The 23,693-nt window shown below is 31.8% G+C and carries 21 protein-coding genes; 12 read left to right on the plus strand and 9 right to left on the minus strand.

The genetic code is table 11. From position 1 onward, the window contains the following. Positions 1-106 precede the first annotated feature (106 nt). The 9 genes from GXK57_RS03125 to GXK57_RS03165 all read left to right on the plus strand — a co-directional run bounded on the left by GXK57_RS03125 (position 107) and on the right by GXK57_RS03165 (position 7,627). On the plus strand, positions 107-655 hold the full coding sequence (locus GXK57_RS03125; protein ID WP_160671274.1) for a hypothetical protein: 549 nt from the start codon (positions 107-109) through the stop codon (positions 653-655). 52 nt (positions 656-707) lie between these two features. Next, entirely contained in the window at positions 708-929 is a 222-nt protein-coding gene (locus tag GXK57_RS03130; protein ID WP_160671277.1) for a hypothetical protein, read from the plus strand. A 102-nt stretch (positions 930-1,031) separates the two neighbouring features. Beyond that, positions 1,032-1,925, plus strand: coding sequence for a nucleotidyltransferase domain-containing protein (locus tag GXK57_RS03135; protein ID WP_160671280.1), 894 nt, complete (start codon positions 1,032-1,034; stop codon positions 1,923-1,925). Between the two features lie 42 nt (positions 1,926-1,967). Continuing rightward, on the plus strand, positions 1,968-3,371 hold the full coding sequence (locus GXK57_RS03140) for a PLP-dependent aminotransferase family protein (protein ID WP_160671283.1): 1,404 nt from the start codon (positions 1,968-1,970) through the stop codon (positions 3,369-3,371). Positions 3,372-3,636: 265 nt separating this feature from the next. After that, entirely contained in the window at positions 3,637-4,284 is a 648-nt protein-coding gene (locus GXK57_RS03145; RefSeq protein ID WP_160671286.1) for a YigZ family protein, read from the plus strand. A gap of 158 nt (positions 4,285-4,442) precedes the next feature. Then, the gene (locus GXK57_RS03150) at positions 4,443-5,183 is read left to right on the plus strand and encodes a YebC/PmpR family DNA-binding transcriptional regulator (protein WP_160671289.1); all 741 of its coding nucleotides are present in this window, start codon (positions 4,443-4,445) and stop codon (positions 5,181-5,183) included. Positions 5,184-5,721: 538 nt separating this feature from the next. After that, a complete protein-coding gene (locus GXK57_RS03155) occupies positions 5,722-6,417 on the plus strand; it encodes an NAD(P)H-dependent oxidoreductase (RefSeq protein WP_160671291.1) in 696 nt (231 codons plus the stop codon). A 627-nt stretch (positions 6,418-7,044) separates the two neighbouring features. After that, positions 7,045-7,374 carry a hypothetical protein gene (locus GXK57_RS03160; RefSeq protein ID WP_160671294.1) on the plus strand — a complete coding sequence of 110 codons (330 nt, stop codon included), beginning with the start codon at positions 7,045-7,047 and terminating at the stop codon, positions 7,372-7,374. A gap of 94 nt (positions 7,375-7,468) precedes the next feature. Next, on the plus strand, positions 7,469-7,627 hold the full coding sequence (locus tag GXK57_RS03165; RefSeq protein WP_160671297.1) for a hypothetical protein: 159 nt from the start codon (positions 7,469-7,471) through the stop codon (positions 7,625-7,627). A gap of 323 nt (positions 7,628-7,950) precedes the next feature. On the opposite strand, the gene GXK57_RS03170 is transcribed toward GXK57_RS03165, so the two are convergent. The 5 genes from GXK57_RS03170 to GXK57_RS03190 form a co-directional block, all read right to left on the minus strand. After that, positions 7,951-10,176 carry a diguanylate cyclase gene (locus GXK57_RS03170; RefSeq protein ID WP_160671300.1) on the minus strand — a complete coding sequence of 742 codons (2,226 nt, stop codon included), beginning with the start codon at positions 10,174-10,176 and terminating at the stop codon, positions 7,951-7,953. 313 nt (positions 10,177-10,489) lie between these two features. After that, on the minus strand, positions 10,490-11,464 hold the full coding sequence (locus tag GXK57_RS03175) for a substrate-binding domain-containing protein (protein ID WP_160671303.1): 975 nt from the start codon (positions 11,462-11,464) through the stop codon (positions 10,490-10,492). Positions 11,465-11,480: 16 nt separating this feature from the next. Beyond that, on the minus strand, positions 11,481-12,497 hold the full coding sequence (locus GXK57_RS03180) for an ABC transporter permease (protein ID WP_160671305.1): 1,017 nt from the start codon (positions 12,495-12,497) through the stop codon (positions 11,481-11,483). Positions 12,498-12,528: 31 nt separating this feature from the next. Beyond that, on the minus strand, positions 12,529-14,034 hold the full coding sequence (locus GXK57_RS03185; protein ID WP_160671308.1) for a sugar ABC transporter ATP-binding protein: 1,506 nt from the start codon (positions 14,032-14,034) through the stop codon (positions 12,529-12,531). Then, positions 14,035-14,829 (minus strand): DeoR/GlpR family DNA-binding transcription regulator, encoded by a 795-nt coding sequence (locus GXK57_RS03190; RefSeq protein ID WP_160671311.1) that lies wholly within the window; start codon positions 14,827-14,829, stop codon positions 14,035-14,037. Between the two features lie 421 nt (positions 14,830-15,250). Between GXK57_RS03190 and chvE the strand changes: the two genes are divergently transcribed. The 3 genes from chvE to mmsB all read left to right on the plus strand — a co-directional run bounded on the left by chvE (position 15,251) and on the right by mmsB (position 19,297). Continuing rightward, positions 15,251-16,339, plus strand: coding sequence for a multiple monosaccharide ABC transporter substrate-binding protein (chvE, locus tag GXK57_RS03195; protein ID WP_160671314.1), 1,089 nt, complete (start codon positions 15,251-15,253; stop codon positions 16,337-16,339). A 236-nt stretch (positions 16,340-16,575) separates the two neighbouring features. Beyond that, entirely contained in the window at positions 16,576-18,138 is a 1,563-nt protein-coding gene (gene mmsA, locus GXK57_RS03200; RefSeq protein WP_160671317.1) for a multiple monosaccharide ABC transporter ATP-binding protein, read from the plus strand. Further along, entirely contained in the window at positions 18,131-19,297 is a 1,167-nt protein-coding gene (mmsB, locus tag GXK57_RS03205) for a multiple monosaccharide ABC transporter permease (protein ID WP_160671320.1), read from the plus strand. The genes mmsA and mmsB overlap by 8 nt, the downstream gene beginning before the upstream one ends. Before the next feature lie 233 nt (positions 19,298-19,530). Here mmsB and sufU read toward each other — a convergent pair whose 3' ends face one another. Genes sufU through sufB form a run of 4 tightly spaced genes read right to left on the minus strand, consistent with a single transcriptional unit; the run spans position 19,531 to position 23,691 of the window. After that, on the minus strand, positions 19,531-19,962 hold the full coding sequence (gene sufU / locus GXK57_RS03210; protein WP_160671323.1) for a Fe-S cluster assembly sulfur transfer protein SufU: 432 nt from the start codon (positions 19,960-19,962) through the stop codon (positions 19,531-19,533). Beyond that, on the minus strand, positions 19,949-21,175 hold the full coding sequence (locus GXK57_RS03215) for a cysteine desulfurase (protein WP_160671326.1): 1,227 nt from the start codon (positions 21,173-21,175) through the stop codon (positions 19,949-19,951). Before GXK57_RS03215 ends, sufU begins: the two co-directional genes overlap by 14 nt. Next, entirely contained in the window at positions 21,168-22,277 is a 1,110-nt protein-coding gene (gene sufD, locus GXK57_RS03220) for a Fe-S cluster assembly protein SufD (protein WP_160671329.1), read from the minus strand. Before sufD ends, GXK57_RS03215 begins: the two co-directional genes overlap by 8 nt. 13 nt (positions 22,278-22,290) lie before the next feature. Then, positions 22,291-23,691 carry a Fe-S cluster assembly protein SufB gene (gene sufB, locus GXK57_RS03225; RefSeq protein WP_160671332.1) on the minus strand — a complete coding sequence of 467 codons (1,401 nt, stop codon included), beginning with the start codon at positions 23,689-23,691 and terminating at the stop codon, positions 22,291-22,293. Between the last annotated feature and the right edge of the window lie 2 nt (positions 23,692-23,693).

Genomic DNA, 23,693 nt, shown 5'->3' on the forward strand with positions numbered 1-23,693 from the left:
GGTGAACAGTTATAGCATGTCTATATATTGTTTTCGTATTCAGAATAAAAAGTTTTTCCACCTAATATAAATATATATATAATTATTATTGAGAGAAGATTATCGTATGGATGAAAAAGATAAGGATAATTTAGATAGTAATTCAGACAAAGATGGAAGAACTGCAGAAGATAATAGCAGAATATTTAATCAAGGATTGGTTGGAAATAATCCCACTTTAGCCATAAACCCAGGACATCCACTTTGGCAGCTACAACAAGCGGTGGATAAACAAAAACAAATTGGTAGTGGCGGTAGTAATGCTAGTGGAAGTGGATTAAGCAATGCAGATAAGTATATCTTGGCCGGTGATGTGATAGCCAAGACAGATGAACTAAAAACTGCTACGCAGTCTTTACAAGTCAATGAACTGGAAAGGATATATTATGATAGAAAGGTTAAGCCTATAGTTGATTTGGTATGGGAGCTTAGTACAGCAGCACAAAACTTTGCAGGTATGTCTAATCTATATCAAGCTAATAATTATGGTCAGAAGAGATATGTAAAAAAAGCTTTGGACTTTTCGCTAGATATTCTTGATGAAGCTGAAGAGTTGTGGGATTTGGCAAAAACAAGAGTTGATTTCTTTAAAAATAATATTGATCCATATGAATAACCCTCCAAGATTAAGGTTTATATTATATTATAAACTATTGGAGGGATTTATTATGGAAAAAGTTTGTCCGTTATGTAATAGCTTAACAAATATAGAGATAACTTGTCCTAACTGTGGCCAAATTATGAAGGATAGTGGAAGAGTTCAAGAATTTAGAGACTCTTATGCACCAGAAGATGAATTAGAGTATGAAAATGATGATTGCAGGCATGTGTTTCAGTGTATAAATTGCCATGAGCTTAAAAATATTGGTATAAAAAGTGTCTTTATATAAATGTATATATTACATTATTATGGTTAACTATTGTACTTCATAGTATAATAGTTATAGAAAAGTGTATCCATAGATATATGTGATATGTAAGGGGGCAAAAATATGTCAAAGGAGATTTTAAGATATCAGAAGGCATTCAATTCTGTTGTTGAAAGATTAAAGAAGAATAAAGATGTTCTAGCTGTTATGGTCTTTGGAAGTATGGTGACTGGAGACTTATGGCAGGGTTCTGATATAGATATCTTTGTCATTATAGGGGATGATGATAAAGATATAAGAAATATATATACTGAAGAGAATAATATTTCAGTGCATATGAAACTTCTAAGCAAAGATAATTTCTTGAATTTTAATAAGAATAACATTGCTGGTAGTTATATGCATAGGATATTGATATCTTCAAAACTTATTTTTTCCAATGATGAAAATATTACAAATATATTTAACAGTTTTAGATATATAAGTGATAGCGAAAGAGAAAAGTGGAATTTAGTTTACTTAGGCAATATCCTAAAGGAGATAAGCCAGTGTAAGAAACTTATAGCTAATAACAGTATACAGGCAGGTTACTTAGCTTGTATGAAAGCTGTTGAGCAGTTTTGTAGTTTGTTTTTAAATTATAATGGATATATGGTAAGTAAGGATGTTATAAGTGTAGCTTCAAACTTAGATGATACTTTACAGCAAATGGTAGACAACCTTATTAGTCAAGGAGATAATCTAGAGAGTGAAATGACTAAAACTATTGATTTTATAGAAGCTTTTTTAGATAAGAACATTAAGAACTGCTGCGTTGCACTAATTAAATTCTTTAGGGAAAATAAGAATTACATGAGTTCTGAAGAAATAAAAAAACATAATTATTTTAATGACTTTGAAATACATATGGAAGATATTTTGATAGAGTTAGCTAGTAGAAAAATCTTAAAAAAAGGATACAGAAGCATAAAAAGTTTATCTGGAAGCCTTATAGGTGAGGAGAATGTATATTGTTAGAGGTATCCACTTTGTGGATGCCTCTTGGTTTAGGGGAATGTTATGGATAAGTATAGATTAAGTTTTAATGAAGAGGTAAATAAATATATCCAGTTATATGCTCATATAAAGCACTTGATTGAGGTAAACCAAATTGAGGATGAGGAGAAATTACCTTCAATTAGAGAGTTAGCAGACTTTTTACATTTAAATAAGGTCACAGTTATTAATGCATATAAAAAACTTCAAATGGAGGGGTATGCAAACCAAAAGATAGGAAGCGGGACATACGCGAAAAAAAAGGATGCAATTAGAGGTTTTAAAAAGAGCTATTCATCTACCTTTAAAAGACTAAATAGTGGTAAGCTGAATGATATGATTGATTTTACTGGAGAAACCACATCTGCAGATTTCTTTCCTGTAGCAGATCTTAAAGCTGTATTAAATGACGTGCTAGATAGAGATGGCGCTGAAGCTTTGATATATCAGGACGCTTTAGGTTATGAAAAGTTAAGACAACGTATAAATGAGAAGTTTTGGGAAAATTCTCTGGACTATGATGACATACTAATCGTCTCAGGAGCTCAGCAAGGTATAGATATTGTCTCTAAAGCTCTCATTAATGTAAATGACAATGTTATTGTAGAAAAACCTACATATAGTGGAGCTTTATCTGTGTTCAAATCAAGAAAAGCTAATATTTTTGAAGTTCCCATAGAAAATGATGGTGTTAATCTAGATGCTTTAAAAGCTATTTTAAAAAAGAATAAGATTAAATGCTTCTATTTTATGAGCTACTTTCAGAACCCATCTACAATAAGTTATTCAGATTATAAAAAACAAGAGCTCCTAAAGCTTGCAGAAGAACACGACTTCTTTATAATAGAAGATGATTATCTTTCGGAACTAATTTATGATTCTGAGATTAAATATTCATCAATGAAGTCTTTTGATAGATATGATAGAGTAGTATATATAAAAAGTTTTTCAAAGATATTCTTACCTGGTATAAGAATAGGGTACTTGGTATGCCCTAAGGAATATAAGGACTCAGTGCAGAACTCTAAAGTAAATACAGATATATCTACATCCTCTTTGATGCAAAGAGCACTGGAAATGTATATGGAAAGAGATTACTGGATTGAGCATATAAAGCTTCTAAATATAAAGTATAAAGAACGATATGAGTTTATGAAGAGGGAAATTGAAGTTAAGCTTAAAGAAAAGATTGAGTTCAGTCCTCCTGGAGGAGGGTTGCATTTTTATCTTAAACTAAGAGATGAGATATCTTTGAATACAATTGAACTCTTCTATAAGCTTAGGGAGAGAGGTGTTTTAATAACACCTGGAGTTATGTTCTACAAGCATTCGAACCAAGGAGAGAGATATTTCAAGGTAGGATTTTCACAAACTGATTGCGATAAAATAGAAAAGGGAATAGACATAATTGCAGATATATTAATTTAAATGTAAGGTAGATGGGCAAAAAAGTTTACTGAAGAAATACGCTTAAGTAAATTTTATTCTTTAGAAAGGTTATATGGTTTATATGTATTTATGAATGATTATGCTATGAAGCGTTGGAAGGTAAATATTAATAAAAGAATAAAAAAGAAAAAATGTTGCCTGCCAGAATTTCTTCACATACGTTCAGAAAAGGCAGATGCACAAAAAGATTCACTGAAGAAAATCGCTTCAGTAAATTTTTTTATATGTAGGAGGAAAAATATATATGAAGTACTTAACTGTAAAAGGTTATGGGGAAGATAGTTTCGAAGAGAAGAAATCTGAGTTTATAGGGTATATAAAGAGAACAGAAACAGAAGAGGAAGCAAAGCAATTTGTATCTGAGATTAAGGCTAAGCATAAGGCTGCCACCCATAATTGCTATGCCTATGTAGTTGGACAAAATATGAACATTCAAAGATATAGTGATGATGGGGAACCCCAAGGAACCGCTGGCATTCCAATATTAGAAGTTATAAAGAAAAGCGGTATTACTGATTGCACCGTAGTAGTAACCAGGTACTTTGGTGGGATACTTTTAGGGGCCGGAGGATTAACGAGAGCATATACAAAAGGAGCCTCTATAGCCATAAGTGCAGCTGGGATAGTTGACAAGGTTTTAGGGGTCAAACTTAGTGTTACCTTGGAATATGATCTTTTCGGAAAAATTCAATACCTATGTGGTCAAAATCAATGGCATATTGAGAGTGTAGAGTATACAGATGTAATTGATTTATTTATTTTAGCAGAGAAGGAAGATGCTAAAACAATAGAGGAAAGATTTATGGAAGAAACTAATGGAAATATATTGATTGCTGAAGATGAAGAAGGCATGTATTTTAGACAAGACAAGAGATTATTTAAGAAAATATAGTTCTCGGTAATATAAAAAGTTAAATTAATAAGGATTCATTGGCAAGGATAGTGATATTTAGACAATACAGCCATTTTACTAAAGTTGAATATAGAAAATGGCTATGATATAATATTTAGGAATTTATTGTATTCAGATAATGGTTAGGAGGAACAATAATGTCAGGACATTCAAAATGGCATAATATACAAGCAAAAAAAGGTAAGGTTGATGCTAAAAGAGGTAAGGTTTTTACAAAAATAGGTAAAGAGCTTGCTATGGCAATAAAAAATGGTGGAGCCAATCCTGAGTCAAACTCAAAACTTAGAGACGTTGTAGCTAAAGCAAAGGCAGCAAATATGCCTAATGATAATATACAAAGAGCAATAAAAAAGGCAGCTGGAGAAGCTGACACAGTTACTTACGAAGAAATAGTTTATGAAGGATATGGTCCTGCAGGAATAGCTGTTATAGTTGAAACATTAACTGATAACAAGAATAGAACAGCAGGAAATGTAAGACACGCATTCACTAAACAAGGCGGTAACATGGGATCAACAGGTTGTGTAAGCTTTATGTTCCAAAAGAAAGGTGAAATAGTAATCGAAAAATCCGATTCTTTAGATGAAGATGAGTTAATGATGCTAGCACTTGATGCTGGTGCTGAAGACTTTTCCGCAGAAGATGAAGTTTATGTTGTTACAACTTCACCAGAAGAGTTTGGAACAGTAAGAGAAGCTTTAGAATCTAATGGCCTTGAATTCTTAGAAGCTGATATAAAAGGAATTCCAGATACATATACTGCAATAGATCAAGAAACAGCAGTTAAGTTCCAAAAGATGCTTGATCAGCTAGAGGAAGATGACGACGTACAAAATGTTTATCACAATGCTGAGTTCCCTGAAGGATGGGAAGGATAGTCGTGATATAAATGGTTTAGCCTAGATGGTTTATGTTAGGTTGCTGTTATCCATTATGGTATACATGCAAAAAGCTAACCCGTTATGGTATATGTTGAAATTCTGTTAATTCTATTAAGGATATACAAGTAGTACACCTTTATGAAACTTATATAAAAGTTTTATGGAGGTGTATTTTTTATGTTATTAAAAGATGTATTGAAGTAATTTTTATTTGATTACTTCAACTTTTTAATCTAACTAATAGTAAATACCTATGGCATTGATTTTCTTTTGTTAAATCCATTTTACTCAAGTCCATACTTTAATTAGTGAGGTGTTTAAAAACCTCTCTAAGTAAAATAACAAGATTAATAGCTAATGCGATATGCTTTGTAAAAGAATTGTTATGAGAGCTTACAGAATAAAACTAATTTGGAAGTGATTGTAATTACGCAATTCTGTGATGTATAATTAAGTCAATGTACAATTGTTAGAAATTGAGGAAGTTATTTTTGCACTGTTCGTCGGCAATTTGTTGTTTAATAGGAGGTATATAATGAAGATTGCAGTGTTTCACGGGAGTCCAAGAAAGGGTAATACCTATAAGGCTACAAAAATATTTTTAGATGAGTTGACTAAATACAGAGATGTTCAATACACAGAGTTTTTTCTACCTGAAGCCATGCCAGAGTTTTGCACAGGGTGTCAACTTTGCCTTGGCAATCCTAATGAAAGATGTCCTCATTCTCAATATGTAACTCCAATTTTGAATAATATAATTAATTCTGATGCACTGATATTTACAACTCCGCATTTTGGTGCTTGCAGTATGTCATCTAGTATGAAAAACTTATTGGACCATCTGGATTTTTTGACTATGAATGTTGCACCCCGGGCCGAGTTGTTTAAAAAGAAAGCAATTATAATTACCACAGGTGCCGGTTCTATTGGAGCGATAAAACCAATTAAGAAATATCTTAAGAATTGGGGTATCAATCGTGTTTACTCGCTTGGGTTTAGAATGTTCATTGATAGATGGGATAAAATGCCGCAACCAAAACAAATGAGATTTGAAAAAAAGTTACGCAAAACTGCAAATATATTTTATCATGCCAGGCAAGAATACCCATATATTTCTACAATTTTCATGTATCACATGTCAAAGTTTATATTAAGGAAATATGTTGGTATAGGCAAATATCCGTATGAGTATTGGAAAGAAAATGGTTTTTTTGATAAGCGACCATTTTAAGAAATTTGATGGACTTAATAAGTATAATCTTACATTATGGCTGATTCACATCCTTATTACATTGCCACATAATGATAAAGTTCCTCAGAGTATGATGTTAATTTGTTTTTTAGTTTCTACTCTTCTATAGAACTAGATTTCAGGAAAGGCAATACGTCATTAGTTTCGGATAGGTTTATAAACAGCTTTAATATATATTGTAAAAATAGCCTTGCTTCTAAATTAACGGATAGTAAGGCATTTTGCTTTTATTTACCCGCGTAAACCATTACTCTTCCTAGAATCAATTCTATGCAAAGGTACTTATAAAGTAAAGAACCACTAATAAAGGTACGGAAAGATAAAAAATTGAAGACCTAAATAGAATCAGAGAATGTGTTATTGATTAACACCCACTCTGATTTACAGTTATACTTAAACACAGCCCACCCATTGCTTATCTATGATACCTTTGAACCAATAATGTTGGATAGTGTTAAACCGTTTATCAGAAGTGTACTTATAACAAATATATTAAAGTAATACAAATATGTTTGCTTAAAATTATTTTTTTCAATTAATAAATAAATGTTTGGGCAAATCATTGATTCTAAATTAACCAAAATCTTTTTAAGAGGTTGTTTTATAATGTTTGAAGATTTGTTTGATGAATTAGCTAGAAAATATGGTGAAGACTTTAATTGTTTTTTCATACCTTTTACAAATAAATATTTTATAGAAGAAGCAAAGTGTGAACTAAAAGAAGGACATCCTTTGTATGGAGAAATAAAGTACTCAACAATTAAATGTGATTCTAATGACGATGTTATGTATGTAATTAGCGGGGAAAGATATGTTATAATCCATTTAACTTATTCTAAAAATATAGATAATAGTTATCCTCATTTTATTTTATTTCCAAATGTTGAAGAGGCATTAATTTATATTGAAAGTAAATATTTACAAGAATATTTGTAATTAAAATTAAATTTGATATTGATGTTATGGCGGAACTTAATGTCCATAATTCTGTTATTTCGCAGCAATTGTATCATTTGAGGTTAACAATAAGATGTACCAAGCACTTGGATGTTCTTTGGATTTTGAAGTAGGTAACTCTTATAAAGTGGAGTTTGGTTTTATCGAAGGAGTAGGAGTTCAATTGGAGGTAATGTTTAGTGAGAATAAAGATAAAATTAAGTATTTAATTATTAAGTCAAACAGTACATGATCATATTCTGCTTATGGGCAAGTATTGTCAGTTAATTGTGGTATCGGAGAATTTGATTTCTGTGATGGTGTTTATATAAGCTGAATAAAGGGAGGTTCTACTGTTAACCATTGAAAATACTAGATTTAGTTGAAGAAGAAGAGGTTCAAAACGTTTCACAATGCTGAGTTCCCTGAATGATGGGAAGGATAGAAATAATAGATTAAAAAATTAAAATGCTCTTAAAAGTTTAGCGGTTAAACTTTTAAGAGCATTCTTTGCTTAAGGGACTGATAAATTACTTAGTACTAAGTAATTCAAACATAGATATTATTGTGAAAAACTTAGTTTATAAAAGTAGCTATCTGATTTTTACCTCTCTTTTTAGCCAGATAAAGAGCATCATCTGCCTTTTTTATAAAGTCATTAATTGTTGTGTCATCATTAGGAATAACTGAGGTTATTCCTATGGATAAAGTTACTCTGTCAGATACTTTAGAGTAATTGTGAGGTATATGGGCTAGAGCCACTTTGTTTCTTAAGTTTTCACAGAATACTACAGCTCTGTTTAGCGGGTATTCTGGCAGAACCACTACAAATTCATCTCCTCCGTATCTTGCAGGAAAATAAGTTTCATCATTTACACTAGAAAGTATATCTGCTATTTTTATGATGCAATCATCTCCAGCAGTATGACCGTAGTTGTCGTTATATTCTTTAAAGTTATCTATATCAAAAATAATAAAGGACATAACCTTTTTTTCCTTAAGATGTTTTTGCCAAATTTTATCTAAAAACTTATCTAGTTTTCTTCTGTTTGGAATTTTAGTCATGCTGTCATTTTCTGAAAGAAATAATAATTTCTCATTTAGTTTTTTTAATTCGAATTGAACCTTATGAGTTTTCTCTATTTCCATCTCTAATTGCTTTGATTTTATAGCGTTGTTTATAGCTATAGCTGCATATGAAGAAAGTGATTTAATCATTTCTATATGATAAGCTGTAAATGCATTTTTCTCCTTGCTTTGCACAGACATTACTCCTATGATTTTTGTGTTTACCTTAAGTGGACAAAATATTAAGGATTGAAGTTCATAGTTATTTTTATCGGTTACAGACATATAAGTTTCTTTATCTATATATTTGGAGTACTCATTACTCATATCATTTATAATTAAAAAATCTTCCTTCCTTATACATAGGCTAGTAAAGTTAGAGTAATCGCCAACGTTAGTGCTAGGTAGTTTTTTCTTGAGTCCATTATCTATAATATCAAGGTAGTTAACTACAGAATTTTCTTCGTCATAAAGTCCTATACTTAAGTAAGTCAAATCCATAAAGTTCATTATACTAGAATAAAGTATGCCAACAATAGAATCTAAATCTAAATTTGAAGTTATCTTTTGACCCAATTCACTTATAATTGATAGCTTATCTACTAATAGCTTTAAGGATTCTGATTGCATTCTTAAGTTTTCGTTTTTATCGATTATTTCCTTCTTTTCGATTTCTATCTTTTTGATTTTTTTACTGATATTTAAGTTGTTGATTCTGTGCTTGTTTAAAAAAGATGCATTTATTCTCTCGTTCTCTAGGTGCATATTAAAATACTTAAAAGCAGTTTCGTAATCTTTCTTTTCTGCATAGAAGGTTGATAGAATAGAGGCTATCTCAGAAATTTTCTCTACAAAATTATTTTTAACTGATAAATCGTAGGCCTTATGTAATGAAGCTAGAGCTTCATCTAGTTTAGTTCTATCCTTAAGATAATTATAATAACTTATGTAAATATCAATCTCGTTATATGGCGACCGTTCTTTTAAAGCACTGTTAATTGTAATATTAAAATATTTATCAGCCAGTTCGAAGTTGTTTTTTTTCCAATAGCTAAGTGCAAGAAGTTTATAACATTCTGGCTCACCTAGAGGATAATTATATTTTTTAAAACATTCTAGAGCAATAAAGGATAGAAGTTTAGATTTATCGTATTCCTCTAAAAGATAATATAATTCACCTAAGCTAAGAACTGCAACACCTTTAGATAATTGGAAGTCATAATTTTCATCTATAGTATAAGCTCTGGTACAGTACTCTAGGGACTCATCATAAGCCTTAAGTAATTTATAGTTTTCTGCTGTATTGTTTAGCGTACGAACTATACATTTTTCTTTTGTTGAGTTTTTATCAAACTTCTTTCCGCAATCTATTAGATTTGCCGCTTCTTCTGCACTATTATAAAAGTCCATACCTCTTTCGTAATCACCAAGTTCGCTAAAAGAATTGCCTAGTAGATTGTATGAACTCCATTGAAGATCGTATATATTCTCTTTAATAAAATAGTTTAGAGAGTCGAAGATTAGGTCTATAGCTTCTTCATAATTGCCAATATTATAATAAGCACTAGCCAGCATATGTTTAGAGGCCGCTATACCTAATTCATAGTTTAGTGCCTTAGAACTTTCTAGAGTATTAAGCGAAAGTTCAATAGTCTTCTCAGGGCTAACGTATCTGATTTCATTTATTTTTGAAAGAAGCATGTCTATTTCATTTATATTAGTCTCTTTATCCATAAGAACTCCCCATTAAATTGAAAAACTTATAATTTTATTTATAAATATACCATAAATCTACATTGAATCCAATAAATTTATACTAATATATTAAATTTTAATCATGAAATCTTCAAAATTTAATATAATTAATTATTATAACAAAAAATGTAACAGAGTAGTCTGCATATTATATTAGTATTGTGAATATAGTGAAAGAATATGTAAAATCCAAGGGGAAATACGCAGGAGAAAAATTAAAAAAATAAACTGATAGCTCTATTAATAATTCATAGAACTATCAGTTTACACATTATTTAGAACACCTCGGTTTTTAATTATTTAGATACTTATCTACATTTTTATCTGTTATAACAGTTACACCAGTATCTACAAAGTACGGAATATCATATACTTTGTCCTTGGCTTTGATAAAGTTTGGATCGCTTAAATTGTATAAGAAATCCATTGCAGTAGAGCCCATCTTATAGGTGTTTTGTGATATAGTTGCATTTATTACTCCAGTTTTAATAGCTCCAAGAGTACCTTGGTCTGTATCAAAACCAACTATCTTTACCTTACCTTGAAGTTTGGCTTCAGTAACAGCAGTTGCAGCGCCAACTCCACTGTTAGCATCAGAGCAAAAAATTCCTCTTATATTTGGGTGAATTTGAAGAAAGCTAGCAACTAGCTTTGCAGATTCTATGCTATCGCCTTTGCAATTACCTATTTGAACAATTTTAATATTATTGTAGTTTCTTTTTATCTTATTAATAAATCCTTGTAACCTTTGTTCGTGATTTTCTTGCTCAGGCAAGGTCATTATTGCAATCTCTCCACCAGTTGGTTCCATAAGATTTGCTAAGGTTTCTGCAGCAATGGCTCCAGCTTTTTCGTTGCCTGTAGCCAAATATGAGAATCTATTACTAGATGGTGAGTCCGCATCAAAGGTTACTATAGGTATTCCCATTGAAATTGCTTTATTTATGGAATTTGAGAAGGCGTTTGGATTGGCACAAGAAATTGCAATTCCTGCAGGCTTTTTTGAAAGAACTTGTTCTAAAATTGTAACTTCTTGATTTATATCATACTGGATGCTTCCTGTGTAGTGAGTGTTGACACCTAAAGACTTACCTTTCTCAGAAAAGCCTTGGTAGGCACCTTTCCAATACTCTATTCCTGAGAGAAAGGTGATCATGTAAAAATCCTTGGTTTGCTTTTCTTTTTTAGTTTGATTTTTATGAACAATAAAAGTGAAAGTTGAAATAAGGGTTATACATAGAACTAAAGATAATAAAGATCTTTTCATACACTAAACCATCCCTTTACCTACTCAATTTTCTCTTATGAGAGAAGAAGTCAAAAGTAACTGCTGTCAATAATATAATACCATTTATAAAGTCCTGCCAGTATACAGGGACGTTTAATAGAATGAGACCATTATTTATTATGTTAAGCAAGATAACGCCTAATACTCCTCCGAGAATGGTTCCTTCTCCACCGCTTAAGCTTGCACCACCGATTACTGCAGCTGAAATGCCACGCATGCTTACATCAGCTCCTAAACCAATAGATGGTGTTGCTACTGAAAATCTAGCCATATTGATTATTCCAGCAAAACTTGCTAAAAATGCCGCTAATAGATAAACGCTTACTTTTACTTTAGCTGTGTTTATACCTGTAAGTATAGCTGCATTTTCGTTGCTTCCTGTATAGAAAATCTTTCTAAGAAGATCGGATTTTTTTGCTACAAAATCGAATATTATAGTAAGTGCTACGAATAACAGAACAACTATTGGAATATTAAAAAGTCTACCTTGTCCGATTTTAAAGAAAGAAGCAGGGGCATTAAATATTGATATTGGAGAGCCTTCTGTTATGACATATGCTAAACCGCGAACTATTCCCATTACAGCTATTGTTGTTATAAAAGGACTTAGCCCCACTTTACCTATAAAGAAACCATTAAGTAGACCACAGAGTAATCCAACAGAAAGTCCTATGATGCAGGCAAGCCATATATTAAGGCCAGACTTAAATAGTACTGCTGTGGTAATTGAAGATAGAGACATAATAGAGCCTAGAGAAAAGTCTATACCTCCAGATATAAGCACTAAAGTAATGCCTATTGTAATTATACCGTCAGAAGAAAGTCCTATAGCTGTTGAAAAAATATTTTTTTCAGTTAAAAAATGGGGGGAGACAATAGCCAAAAAAGTAGAACTTACGATAATTGATATCATAACAGTACCTTCTCTAACAGTTTTCAATTTTGAAACAAGTCGCAAGAAAAGGTTTTCAAAGGTTTCTAATCTAGATTTAGATGATTTTGTAGAATTCATGATTTGCTCCTCTCTTAATTAAAGTGTTTGACTATTTTTCATCAAAACTACCAGTACAATAGTACATTATTCTTTCTTGGGTGGCTGCATTTTTTTCAATATTAGCCACAAGTCTGCCTTCATATATAACTAAGATTCTGTCGCACATTCCTATAAGTTCGTTGATATCGGAAGAAATAAGTATTATAGAAACATTTTTTGATACTAGTTCATTCATAATATTATAAATATCAACCTTAGAGGGGATATCTATGCTTCTAGTTGGCTCGTCCATTATTAAAACTTTTGATTTGCACATAATCCATTTAGAGAATAAGGTTTTTTGTTGGTTACCGCCACTTAAATAGTCCACCTTATCATCGATTGATAATGATTTTATGTTTACTCGTTTAGAATAATTATTAGTAAGCTCTTTTTCAATCTTCTCATCTATAATATGTCTATTTGTAACCTTATCTAAGCTTGCAGAAGATATATTGTTGCAGATGGATATATTATTAAATAGTCCTTCGCTTACTCTGTCCTGAGGGATATATCCTATACCGGCCTTAACAGCATTAGAAGTAGAGCTTAGGGAAATTTCCTTATCATTAATAAATATATGACCGGAGTCCATCTTATTTGCTCCAAATAAACACTTTATCATGTTACTCTTACCAGAGCCTGCTAACCCTACTATTCCTAAGATTTCTTTCTCTCTTAGTGAAAAGGATATATCTTTTGCGAAGTTTTTATAATTTAAATTGGTAACTCTAAAAACCTCTTTTCCTAACTTCATATCTAGCTTTGGATATCGTTTTCTCAGTTCTAGACCAGACATCATATGCAATAGTTCATCTATGTTATAGTTAGCAATATTTTGATTTCCAACTAACTCACCATCTCTAATTACAATTATTTGATCTCCAATGTTCTTTATGTTTTCAAGATTATGAGTTATATATATAATTGCTACTCCGGATTTCTTCAATTCGTTTATCATATCGAATAAAAATTTACATTCCATTTCTGTTAGTGAAGAAGTGGGTTCATCCATTATAATTAATTTAGCTTTTGATATATAAGCTTTGCAGATAGCTACTATTTGTTTTTCCGCAAGGTCCAGTTCGGATACGACTTTTTTACAATCTATATTGATATTGAATTTTTTAAATAGGCTAACACATTGCTTATAAAGTTTTCCTTTATCTATTAATTTTAAGTGCTTACTTTTGTAAGGAAGGTTACCTATAAATATATTTTCTGCTACTGAAAAATGCTCAAATAAATAGGTATCTTGGTGAATCATTTCAATTCCATGTTCCTTAGCTTCTCTGGGATTATTTATGGATACTTTTTTTGAGTCAATAAAAATTGAACCTGAATCCAAGGGGCTAATGCCTATAATTGTATTCATCAAGGAGGATTTACCTGAGCCATTTTGACCTAAAAGAACTAGAACCTCTCCAGAATAAAGTTTTAAAGATATATCTTTTAATGAAAAATAATCTGAAAATTTTTTGGAAACATTAAATAATTCTAATACCAAGTCATCCATCTACATTCCACCTTCATAAGAATTAAATGCTGTAAATAGCTTTATATTATTATCAAAAAAATAATTTTTATAGTTATCTGGTATGTTAGGGTTTGTAATTATCTTATGTGCAATATCCAAAGACGATCCAATCTGGTAGAAAGCTATATCGTCAAAACAATTATAAGTAGATACTATTATGATTTCTTTTGTTATCTGGAGCATTTCTTTTATCACTGAAGCTTTATCCATGCCTTGAATAGTATAGCCTCTGTCGGTAGATACTCCATCCACTTCAATAAAAGTCTTAGAAACGTAAAACCTTCTTAAGTTTTCTTCTGTTAATTTACCATTTAAGGTCATTGATGAGGAGTCCAAGTCCCCACCAGGAATTATAACTTTGATAGAAGGATTGGAGTTTAACTCATATGCAATGTTTAGATCGTTGGTAAGCACGGTGACATTTTTCTTTGTTAATATTTTTTTTGCTATATGTAAGTTGGTAAGACCAGGACTTAACATTATAACATCGTTATCCTCTATCATATGAGAAGCTATATTGCTTATTTCTTCTCTTTCGTTCATCAGTGGATCATAGCTTGATGGGGAAATTTCTATATTTTCTTCAGAAGCAGTTTCATTTAGTATTGCACCACCATGAGTTCTTGAAAGGAAGCCTTCTGACTCGAGCTTTTCAAGATCTCTTCTTATGGTCACTTCAGTAACATTTAGCATACTACTAAGGCTTGTTACATTTATATGCTTCTTATCTAATAAAATACTTTTTATGATTCTTAGTCTTTCTGCTGCGAACATATTATCCTCCAAAAATTCGGTAAGTATATAGAAAATTATATATTATAGTGTAATTATGTACAATAAAGAAAAGGAAAAAACACAAACGAAAATAAAAATAAAATTATTCGCTAGATATAATCTTTAAATAAATTTAATGATGAAAATGAGTAAAAGTAGGAACTTATATCAAAACAAAAACTAAACACAACGAAACGAATTGAACAAAAACGAAAATAAAAATAAAAAATAGTATTGCATAAGTAAAAAAATGGTGATAATATAAAGTTGTAATCGATAGTAAACGTAAACATATGATTTTGAGTATTCGATTAACAATTAAAGGTATTCGTTTGTGTTCATTTATGTTTTAAAATCTTCGTATATATTTTGTTTGTATAATCGGAGATTAAAATATTTTTTTATTGAAAGGGGTATTTTTATGAAAAAGTTATTGGTGGGTTTATTAACGGCTGCAATGATGTTCACTATGACAGCTTGCGGTACAAGTAAGACAGGAGATAGCGTTGCTGCTTCTTCTACAAAAAAGAAAATAGGTATAGCAATGCCTACAAAATCATCTCAAAGATGGATTGATGATGGAAACAACATGGTTTCAGAGCTTAAAAAGTTGGGATATGATACTGATCTTCAATATGCAGAAGATGTTGTAGAAAATCAAGTTTCTCAGATTGAAAATATGATTACAAAAGGAGCCAACCTTTTAGTTGTAGCTTCAATAGATGGAGAAGCTCTTTCAGATGTACTTCAAAAGGCTAAAGACGCTAATATTCCAGTTATATCTTATGACAGATTAATAAAGAAGACTTCTAATGTTGATTACTATGTAAGTTTTGATAATTTTAAGGTAGGAGTTCTACAAGGTCAATATATAGAAGAAAAATTAGGCTTAAAAGATGGAAAAGGTCCTTTTAACATAGAGCTATTTGCTGGTTCTCCAGATGATAACAATGCTTATTATTTCTTTGATGGAGCTATGTCTGTATTAAAACCATATATAGATAAAGGTAAGTTAGTAGTAAAGAGTGGACAGACTAAGTTTGATCAGATGGCTATTTTGAGATGGGATGGGGCAACAGCTCAATCAAGAATGGATAATCTTTTAAGTAAGTATTATGCAACTGATAAGGTTGATGTAGTTTTATCACCATTTGACGGAATTTCAATGGGTATAATTTCATCTTTAAAGGGTGTTGGATATGGTAAAGGTGATAAGAAGATGCCTTTAGTTACAGGACAAGATGCAGAATTAGCTTCAGTAAAATCTATAATTGCTGGTGAGCAAACTGAAACAATATTTAAGGATACTAGAATACTGGCTAAGCAAGCAGCAAAGATGGCAGATCAAATGATAAAGGGAGAAAAAGTAGAGGTTAATGATGAAAAGACATATAACAATGGTAATAAAGTAGTTCCATCATTCCTATGCGTTCCAGTGAATGTAGATAAGGATAACTACAAGAAGGAACTAGTAGACAGTGGTTACTATAGTGAGGATAAACTTAAATAATAAAATTATTAAAAATTTGTTGATTAAGATGTGTAGTTAAAGATAAAAAATCTTCCACATTTAGTTTGAAACGAAGAATATAAATTGAAGTGTTTTATTTAAAGATGTGCCAGTTGAGTTTGAAAACGATTATGCAATCTATTTTGCTCTTGTGAGAAGTGCAGACTTCAGTAACAATTGGTACATCTTTATAAAATTACATCTCAAACTTTACTAAAATAAGGAGATGATTAAAGATGTCGGAAGTTCTTTTAGAGATGAAAAATATTATTAAGACCTTTCCAGGTGTAAAAGCTCTAAATAATGTTAATTTAAAAGTTAAAAAAGGAGAGATTCATTCTTTAGTAGGGGAAAATGGGGCTGGTAAGTCTACTTTGATGAAGGTTTTAAGCGGAGTTTATCCTCATGGAACATATGAAGGAGATATTCTTTTTGATGGAAAGGTATGTAGTTTTGCCAATATAAAAGAAAGTGAAAAGCTTGGAATTGTTATTATACATCAAGAGCTTGCCTTGATTCCATATCTATCTATAGCCGAGAACATATATTTAGGAAATGAATTGAGTAAAAATAAACCTTTAAATCGTGGAGTTATTGACTGGACACAGACTAGATTATCAACCTCTGTACTTTTAAAATCTGTAGGGTTGGATGAGGACCCAGAGACCCCTATTATAAATCTTGGGGTAGGCAAACAGCAGTTAGTAGAAATAGCAAAGGCATTGTCTAAAAATGTACGACTTCTTATTTTAGATGAACCTACAGCTGCTTTAAATGAAGATGATAGTGAAAACTTACTTAACCTTATGGTGGAGTTAAAGAATAAAGGAATCTCATGCATATTGATATCTCACAAATTAAATGAAGTTTCCAAGGTGGCTGATTCTATAACAATTTTAAGAGATGGAGCAACCATAGAAACAATAGATGTTGGTGATGAAAAAATAAGTGAAGACAGAATTATAAAGGGTATGGTTGGAAGAGATCTTACGGATCGTTTCCCAAAACGAGATAATGTAAAAATAGGAGAAGTATTTTTTGAAGTTAAGAATTGGGAGGTATATCACCCTTTACAGGAAGATAGAAAGATAATTGACAATGTAAATCTTAATATAAGAAAAGGTGAAGTTGTTGGAATAGCAGGACTTATGGGAGCAGGAAGAACTGAGTTTGCTATGAGTGTCTTTGGAAAATCCTATGGTAAAAAAATAAGTGGAAAAGTCATAAAAGATGGTAAAGAGCTGCATCTAAATAATGTAAGCAAGGCTATCGAAAGTGGTATAGCTTACGTTACTGAGGATAGAAAGAGTGCAGGACTTATATTAATGGATGATATTAAGAAAAACATTTCAATGGCTAACTTAAAAAAGATTACTAAAAATCTAGTTGTAAATGAAAATGAAGAAATCTTAGTTGCAGAAGATTTCAGAAATAAGATGAACATAAAATCACCAAATGTATTTCAAGCTACAGGAAATCTAAGTGGAGGAAACCAGCAAAAGGTAGTACTTAGTAAATGGATTTTTACAGATCCAGATCTCCTTATATTGGATGAGCCTACTAGAGGTATAGATGTAGGAGCTAAATATGAAATTTATACAATAATAAATAAGTTAGTTGAAGAGGGAAAAGGAGTACTTTTGATTTCTTCAGAGCTTCCTGAAGTATTAGGTATGTGTGACAGAATATACGTAATGAATGAAGGAAGGTTAGTAGGGGAGTTAGATGGTAAGGATGCCACTCAAGAAAAGATTATGAAATATATAGTTAATAATCATAGGGGGAAGGAAAATGGATAATATAAAGAAAATATTTAAAAATAATATCAGACAATACGGAATGATAATAGCATTAATATCTATAATAATTCTTTTTCAGATTTTGACCGGAGGTTCATTACTAAAACCTTTAAATGTTACTAATTTGATATTACAGAATAGTTATATATTAGTACTAGCAATTGGAATGCTTTTAGTAATAGTTGACTTTAATGTAGATTTATCTGTTGGATCAGTAGCTGCCTTTATAGGAGCTTTAGCTGCAATTTTTATGGTAACTAATAAGATGCCTTTTATTTTAGCAATAGTAATAAGTTTGGTTGTTGGTGCAGTTATTGGAGCATTTCAAGGTTTTTGGGTATCATATGTTAAGATACCATCATTTATAGTAACTTTGGCTAGTATGCTTATCTTTAGAGGATTAACAATGATAACGCTAAAGGGACAATCTATAGGGCCTTTCCCTACAGGTTTTCAAAAGATAGCATCAGGTTTTATTCCAGATTTCTTTCATGGTAAGGGAATTCATATAACCACTGTTTTAATAGGAATAATAGGTTCGATAATATATATTATAAGTCAAATAAAGAAGAAACAAACTCAACAAAAATACGGTTTTGCACAAGAATCTATAGGGGTTTTTGTAGCAAAAATAGTAGTTGTGTTATTGGCTGTGAATGCCTTCACAATAGTACTTGCTGAGTATAGAGGGCTTCCAAATGTTCTTGTGTTATTATTTATACTTATTGCCGGATATACTTTCATTACAAGTAAAACTATAATAGGAAGAAGAATATACGCAGTTGGAGGAAATGAAAAAGCAGCTGCCTTATCTGGTATTAAGACTAAGAAAGTTACTTTCTGGGTATTTATTAACATGGGAGTTCTAGCAGCTTTATCTGGTCTAGTTTTTGCAGCAAGACTTAATGCTGGTACACCTAAGGCGGGTAATGGATTTGAGCTTGATGCCATTGCAGCTTGTTATATAGGTGGAGCTTCCGCTAGTGGTGGAGTAGGTACTATAATAGGAGCAATTATTGGTGGTTTAGTTATGGGAGTAATGAATAACGGTATGTCTCTTGTAGGCTTAGGTATTGACTGGCAACAAGCTATAAAAGGTATGGTATTACTTCTTGCAGTTGCTTTTGACATATACACTAAATCAAAAAGTGGTAAATAATTAAAAAGCTTTTTAACATTACTTTAATGATTAGTTAAAAGACGTACTATTTTATATTGGAACACTGTTCTAATATAAAGTAGTACGTCTTAAAAGTTTAACTGATTCCAATAATATTGATGAAATTAAGTGGTTAGTTGTTATATGAGGTGGTTAATTAAAACATAGGTTCACCGACCACTTGATTTCAACAGAGTAATTTGAAAGAATCAAAAGTTTTTGAGTAAAATTATTTATTGTTCACTTTTTATAGCTTCATTTAAAGTGTGCCAGGCTAAAACTGCACATTTAACTCTAGCAGGCATATTAGATATATTTTTGAATATAAGAGCATCTTCTAATTTTTCTAGCTCTTCATCATCAGTGATATCTTTCTTAATCATAGAAATAAATGTGTTTACTAGCTCTAAAGCTTCAGTTTTTCTTTTTCCTTTAATAAGGTCTATCATTATTGAAGTTGAAGCTTGAGAGATGGCGCAGCCTGTTCCTGTGAAAGCTGCATCTTTTATATAATCACCTTCAAATTTAATTTCAAGTTGTATTTCATCACCACAACTAGGATTATGGCCTTTTTCTACTCTATCTAGTTCTTCAAGATGACGCTTATTTCTAGTTGAATTGTTGTGTTCCATTATTAATTGCGTATAAATATTACTCAGATCCATAACCAAATAACCTCCTAGCATACTCTAGTGCAGAAACTAAAGCATCTATATCTTCCTTATTATTGTAGACTGAAACGCTAAGTCTGCAAGTGGAATTTATATTAAGATATCTCATTAGCGGTTGGGCACAGTGATTTCCAGCTCTTACACACACACCTTTTGAATCAAGAATAGTTGCTAAGTCATGAGGATGTATACCATCAATGGTAAATGATATTACTGATCCTAAAAGATCCTTATTACTTGTGGTATAAATCTTTACAAAGCCTAATTCATTTAGTTTGTCATAAGCATAGGATATAATCTCATGCTCATGCTTCATTATATTTTCTATACCAATGGAATTTATAAAGTCAATAGCTTCAGACAAACCTATTACACCTTCAACATTTTGAGTTCCACCTTCAAACTTATGAGGTAATTCATCAAAGGTTGTTTCTTGTTCGTATACATATTCAACCATGTCGCCACCGTAAAGGAATGGAGGCATTTCTTCAAGAAGTTCCTGTTTTCCATATAAAACACCGATACCCATAGGAGCAAACATTTTATGACCGGAAAAAACTAAGAAATCTGCATCTAATTTTTGTAAATCTACTTTTCTGTGAGCTATGCTCTGAGCAGCATCTACAACAACCTTTGCACCTACAGCATGGGCTTTATGAATAATATACTCAACAGGATTTAAAGTGCCTAAGACATTTGATGCATGGCCTATAGCAACAAGCTTTGTTTTTGATGTTATCTTTTTATCTATTTCTTCTTGAGTATACTCATAGTCGGGGCTTAAATAGAAGTAGTTTAATTTGCAACCTTTAGCTTTAGCTATTTGTTGCCAAGGAATAAGGTTTGAGTGGTGTTCAGTTATTCCTATAACTATTTCATCATCTTTGTTTAGCTTAAAGTTACCGTAAGAGTAGGCTATAAGGTTAAGAGCTTCAGTGGTACCTTTGGTAAAGATAACTTCCTTAGAAGACTTTGCGTTTATAAATTCCTTAACCTTTTCTCTTCCTTGCTCAAAACTATCGGTAGCCATAACGCTTAAAGCATAAGCACCTCTATGGGGATTTGCATTTATTTCCCTGTAGTATTTATTCAAAGCTTCTATTACAGAAACTGGCTTTTGAGTGGTGGCAGCACTATCAAGATATACCACTGGCAAGCCGTTAAAACTTTGATCTAAAATAGGAAATAGTTCTTTTAAGTTATTCACTTTGAAGCCTGTTCTTTACAGAATCCATTAATTGCTGCCTTAGATCTTCTACTGGAATCTTATCTATTATTGGTGTTAGATAACCTTCAATCATAAGCTTCTTAGCATTTATTTCACTTATACCTCTGCTCATAAGATAAAATAGAGCATCTTCATCTATCTTACCTGCGGATGCAGCATGCTGTCCTTCAACATCATGCTCTTCACAAAGTAGAAGTGGAATGGAATTATTTCTAGCATTTTTAGAAAGAAGCATTACATACTCTTCCTCCGAACCCTTAGACTTTGAAGCACCGGTTTTAAAATCAAGTGTTCCTCTAAAAGTCTTCTTAGCCTTATCTGATAAAACACCTTTTACATCTATATTACTAGAAGTCTTCTTTCCTAGGTGAGTCATTTTGTAATTAATATCTATTAATCTATCACAATCACCGTAATACACTGACTCTATAGTGCTTTCGCTGTTATCTCCTGAAAGTACAGAAGAGTAATTGGTAATCGCCTTTTTAGCACCTAGTTCTATAGGGACTAAATTAACCTTAGCGCCTTCTTCAACCATAGAGAACATTGAATTAAAATGATTAGTATTATAATTTAAGTTTTGAACTACATAAAGATTAATAGTAGCTCCCTTTTTAGCCAGTATTTTAGTTAATCCATTGTGGTAGTAAGCTTCCTCATCCTTAGAAGTATATTTAACTAATATACTTACTGTACTGTTTTCTTCCGCAAATATTAAACTTTTATCTATAAGCTTAGGGTTCTTAGTATCTAGTTCATAATTTATATAAATTAATTCATCAACAGTTTTGTTAGCTGGTACAGTTAGAGCAAAGCCGGCGTTGCTTGCTTCTATAATTTCTTCAAGCTGTATTTTTGAAACTCCTTCATAATCACTATTGCTAAATAGCGCTTCCAAAGTTTGTGCCTTTGTTATGGGATGAAGGGAGTATTCTGGAGTTTCTTTGAATTCACAATATTCTCTTCCATAATTTGCATCAGGTATATTTATTTCTTCCTTTAAAGAAACACTGTTTATCTTAAGCCATCTAAATGTGCTTACAGGTATTTGATTTAACTCTTTTAAAATCTTGTTTTCCAATCTTCACCCCTCCTTATCCTATTGTGCCTTCAAGCTCAATATTAATTAGATTATTCATTTCTACAGCATATTCTAGAGGAAGTTCCTTTGTGATAGGATCTACGAAACCTCTTACTATCATTGCTTTTGCTTCTTCTTCATCTATACCTCTGCTCATCAAGTAGAATATAGCCTCGTCGCTTATTCTTCCTATCTTAGCTTCGTGTCCGATATCTACTTCATCATTTTCAATCTGTATTACAGGTATTGTGTCTGACTTTGATTTGCTGTCTAGCATCAATGATTCACAAGATACATAAGATTTGGAATTCACAGCATTGCTATTAATTTTTACTACACCTCTGTAAACAGCAGTTCCTCCATCTTTTGAAATAGATTTTGAATGGATGGTTGAAGAAGTGTTTGGAGCAGCGTGAACCACCTTAGTTCCTGTATCAAGGGTTTGACCGCTTGCAGCAAAAGTTATGCCGGTAAACTCAGATTTAGCACCTTCACCTTTTAATATACTCATTGGGTAAAGCATAGAAACCTTTGAACCAAAGGATCCAGATACCCATTCTATAGTACCATTCTTTTCTACAACACATCTTTTTGTGTTAAGATTTAACATGTTTCTAGACCAGTTTTCAATAGTTGAATATCTTAGTTTTGCATCTTCTCTCACGAAGAGTTCTACGCATCCAGCATGTAGGTTAGTTACACTATATTTTGGAGCTGAGCAGCCTTCTATAAAGTGAAGTTTTGCTCCCTTTTCTACAATTATAAGAGTATGTTCAAACTGACCAGAACCAGGAGAGTTTAATCTGAAGTAGCTTTGAAGTGGAATATCTACTTGAACTCCTTCAGGAACATACACAAAGGAGCCACCAGACCAAACAGCACCATGAAGTGCAGCAAACTTATGATCACTAGGAGGAACAAGTTTCATAAAGTGTTCTCTAACTATATCTTCATAGTCTCTAACAGCAGTTTCCATGTCTGTATATACTACGCCTTGTTTAACTAGCTCTTCCTTAACATTGTGGTAAACAACCTCTGAATCGTACTGAGCACCTACACCGGCTAGTGATTCTCTCTCAGCCTGAGGTATTCCAAGTCTTTCGAAAGTGCTTTTTATATCTTCAGGAACCTTATCCCAAGAACCAGTCATAGGAGTGTCAGGCTTAACATAGGTTACTATATTATCCATATCAAGTTCGCTTATATCTGGTCCCCAAGTTGGTACAGATATAGAATTATATATTTTTAAGGATTTAAGTCTAAAGTTTAACATCCATTCAGGTTCATTCTTTTCCTTTGATATGTTAATTATGATATCTTCAGTTAATCCCTTTTCTGACTTGTAACTAAAATTGTCTTCATTATAGATATCGTAAATACCTCTATCTATATCCTCAACATATGTTTTACTCATCT

It is taken from the genome of Clostridium sp. C8-1-8 (assembly GCF_009928445.1).
Classification (GTDB): domain Bacteria; phylum Bacillota; class Clostridia; order Clostridiales; family Clostridiaceae; genus Clostridium_AR.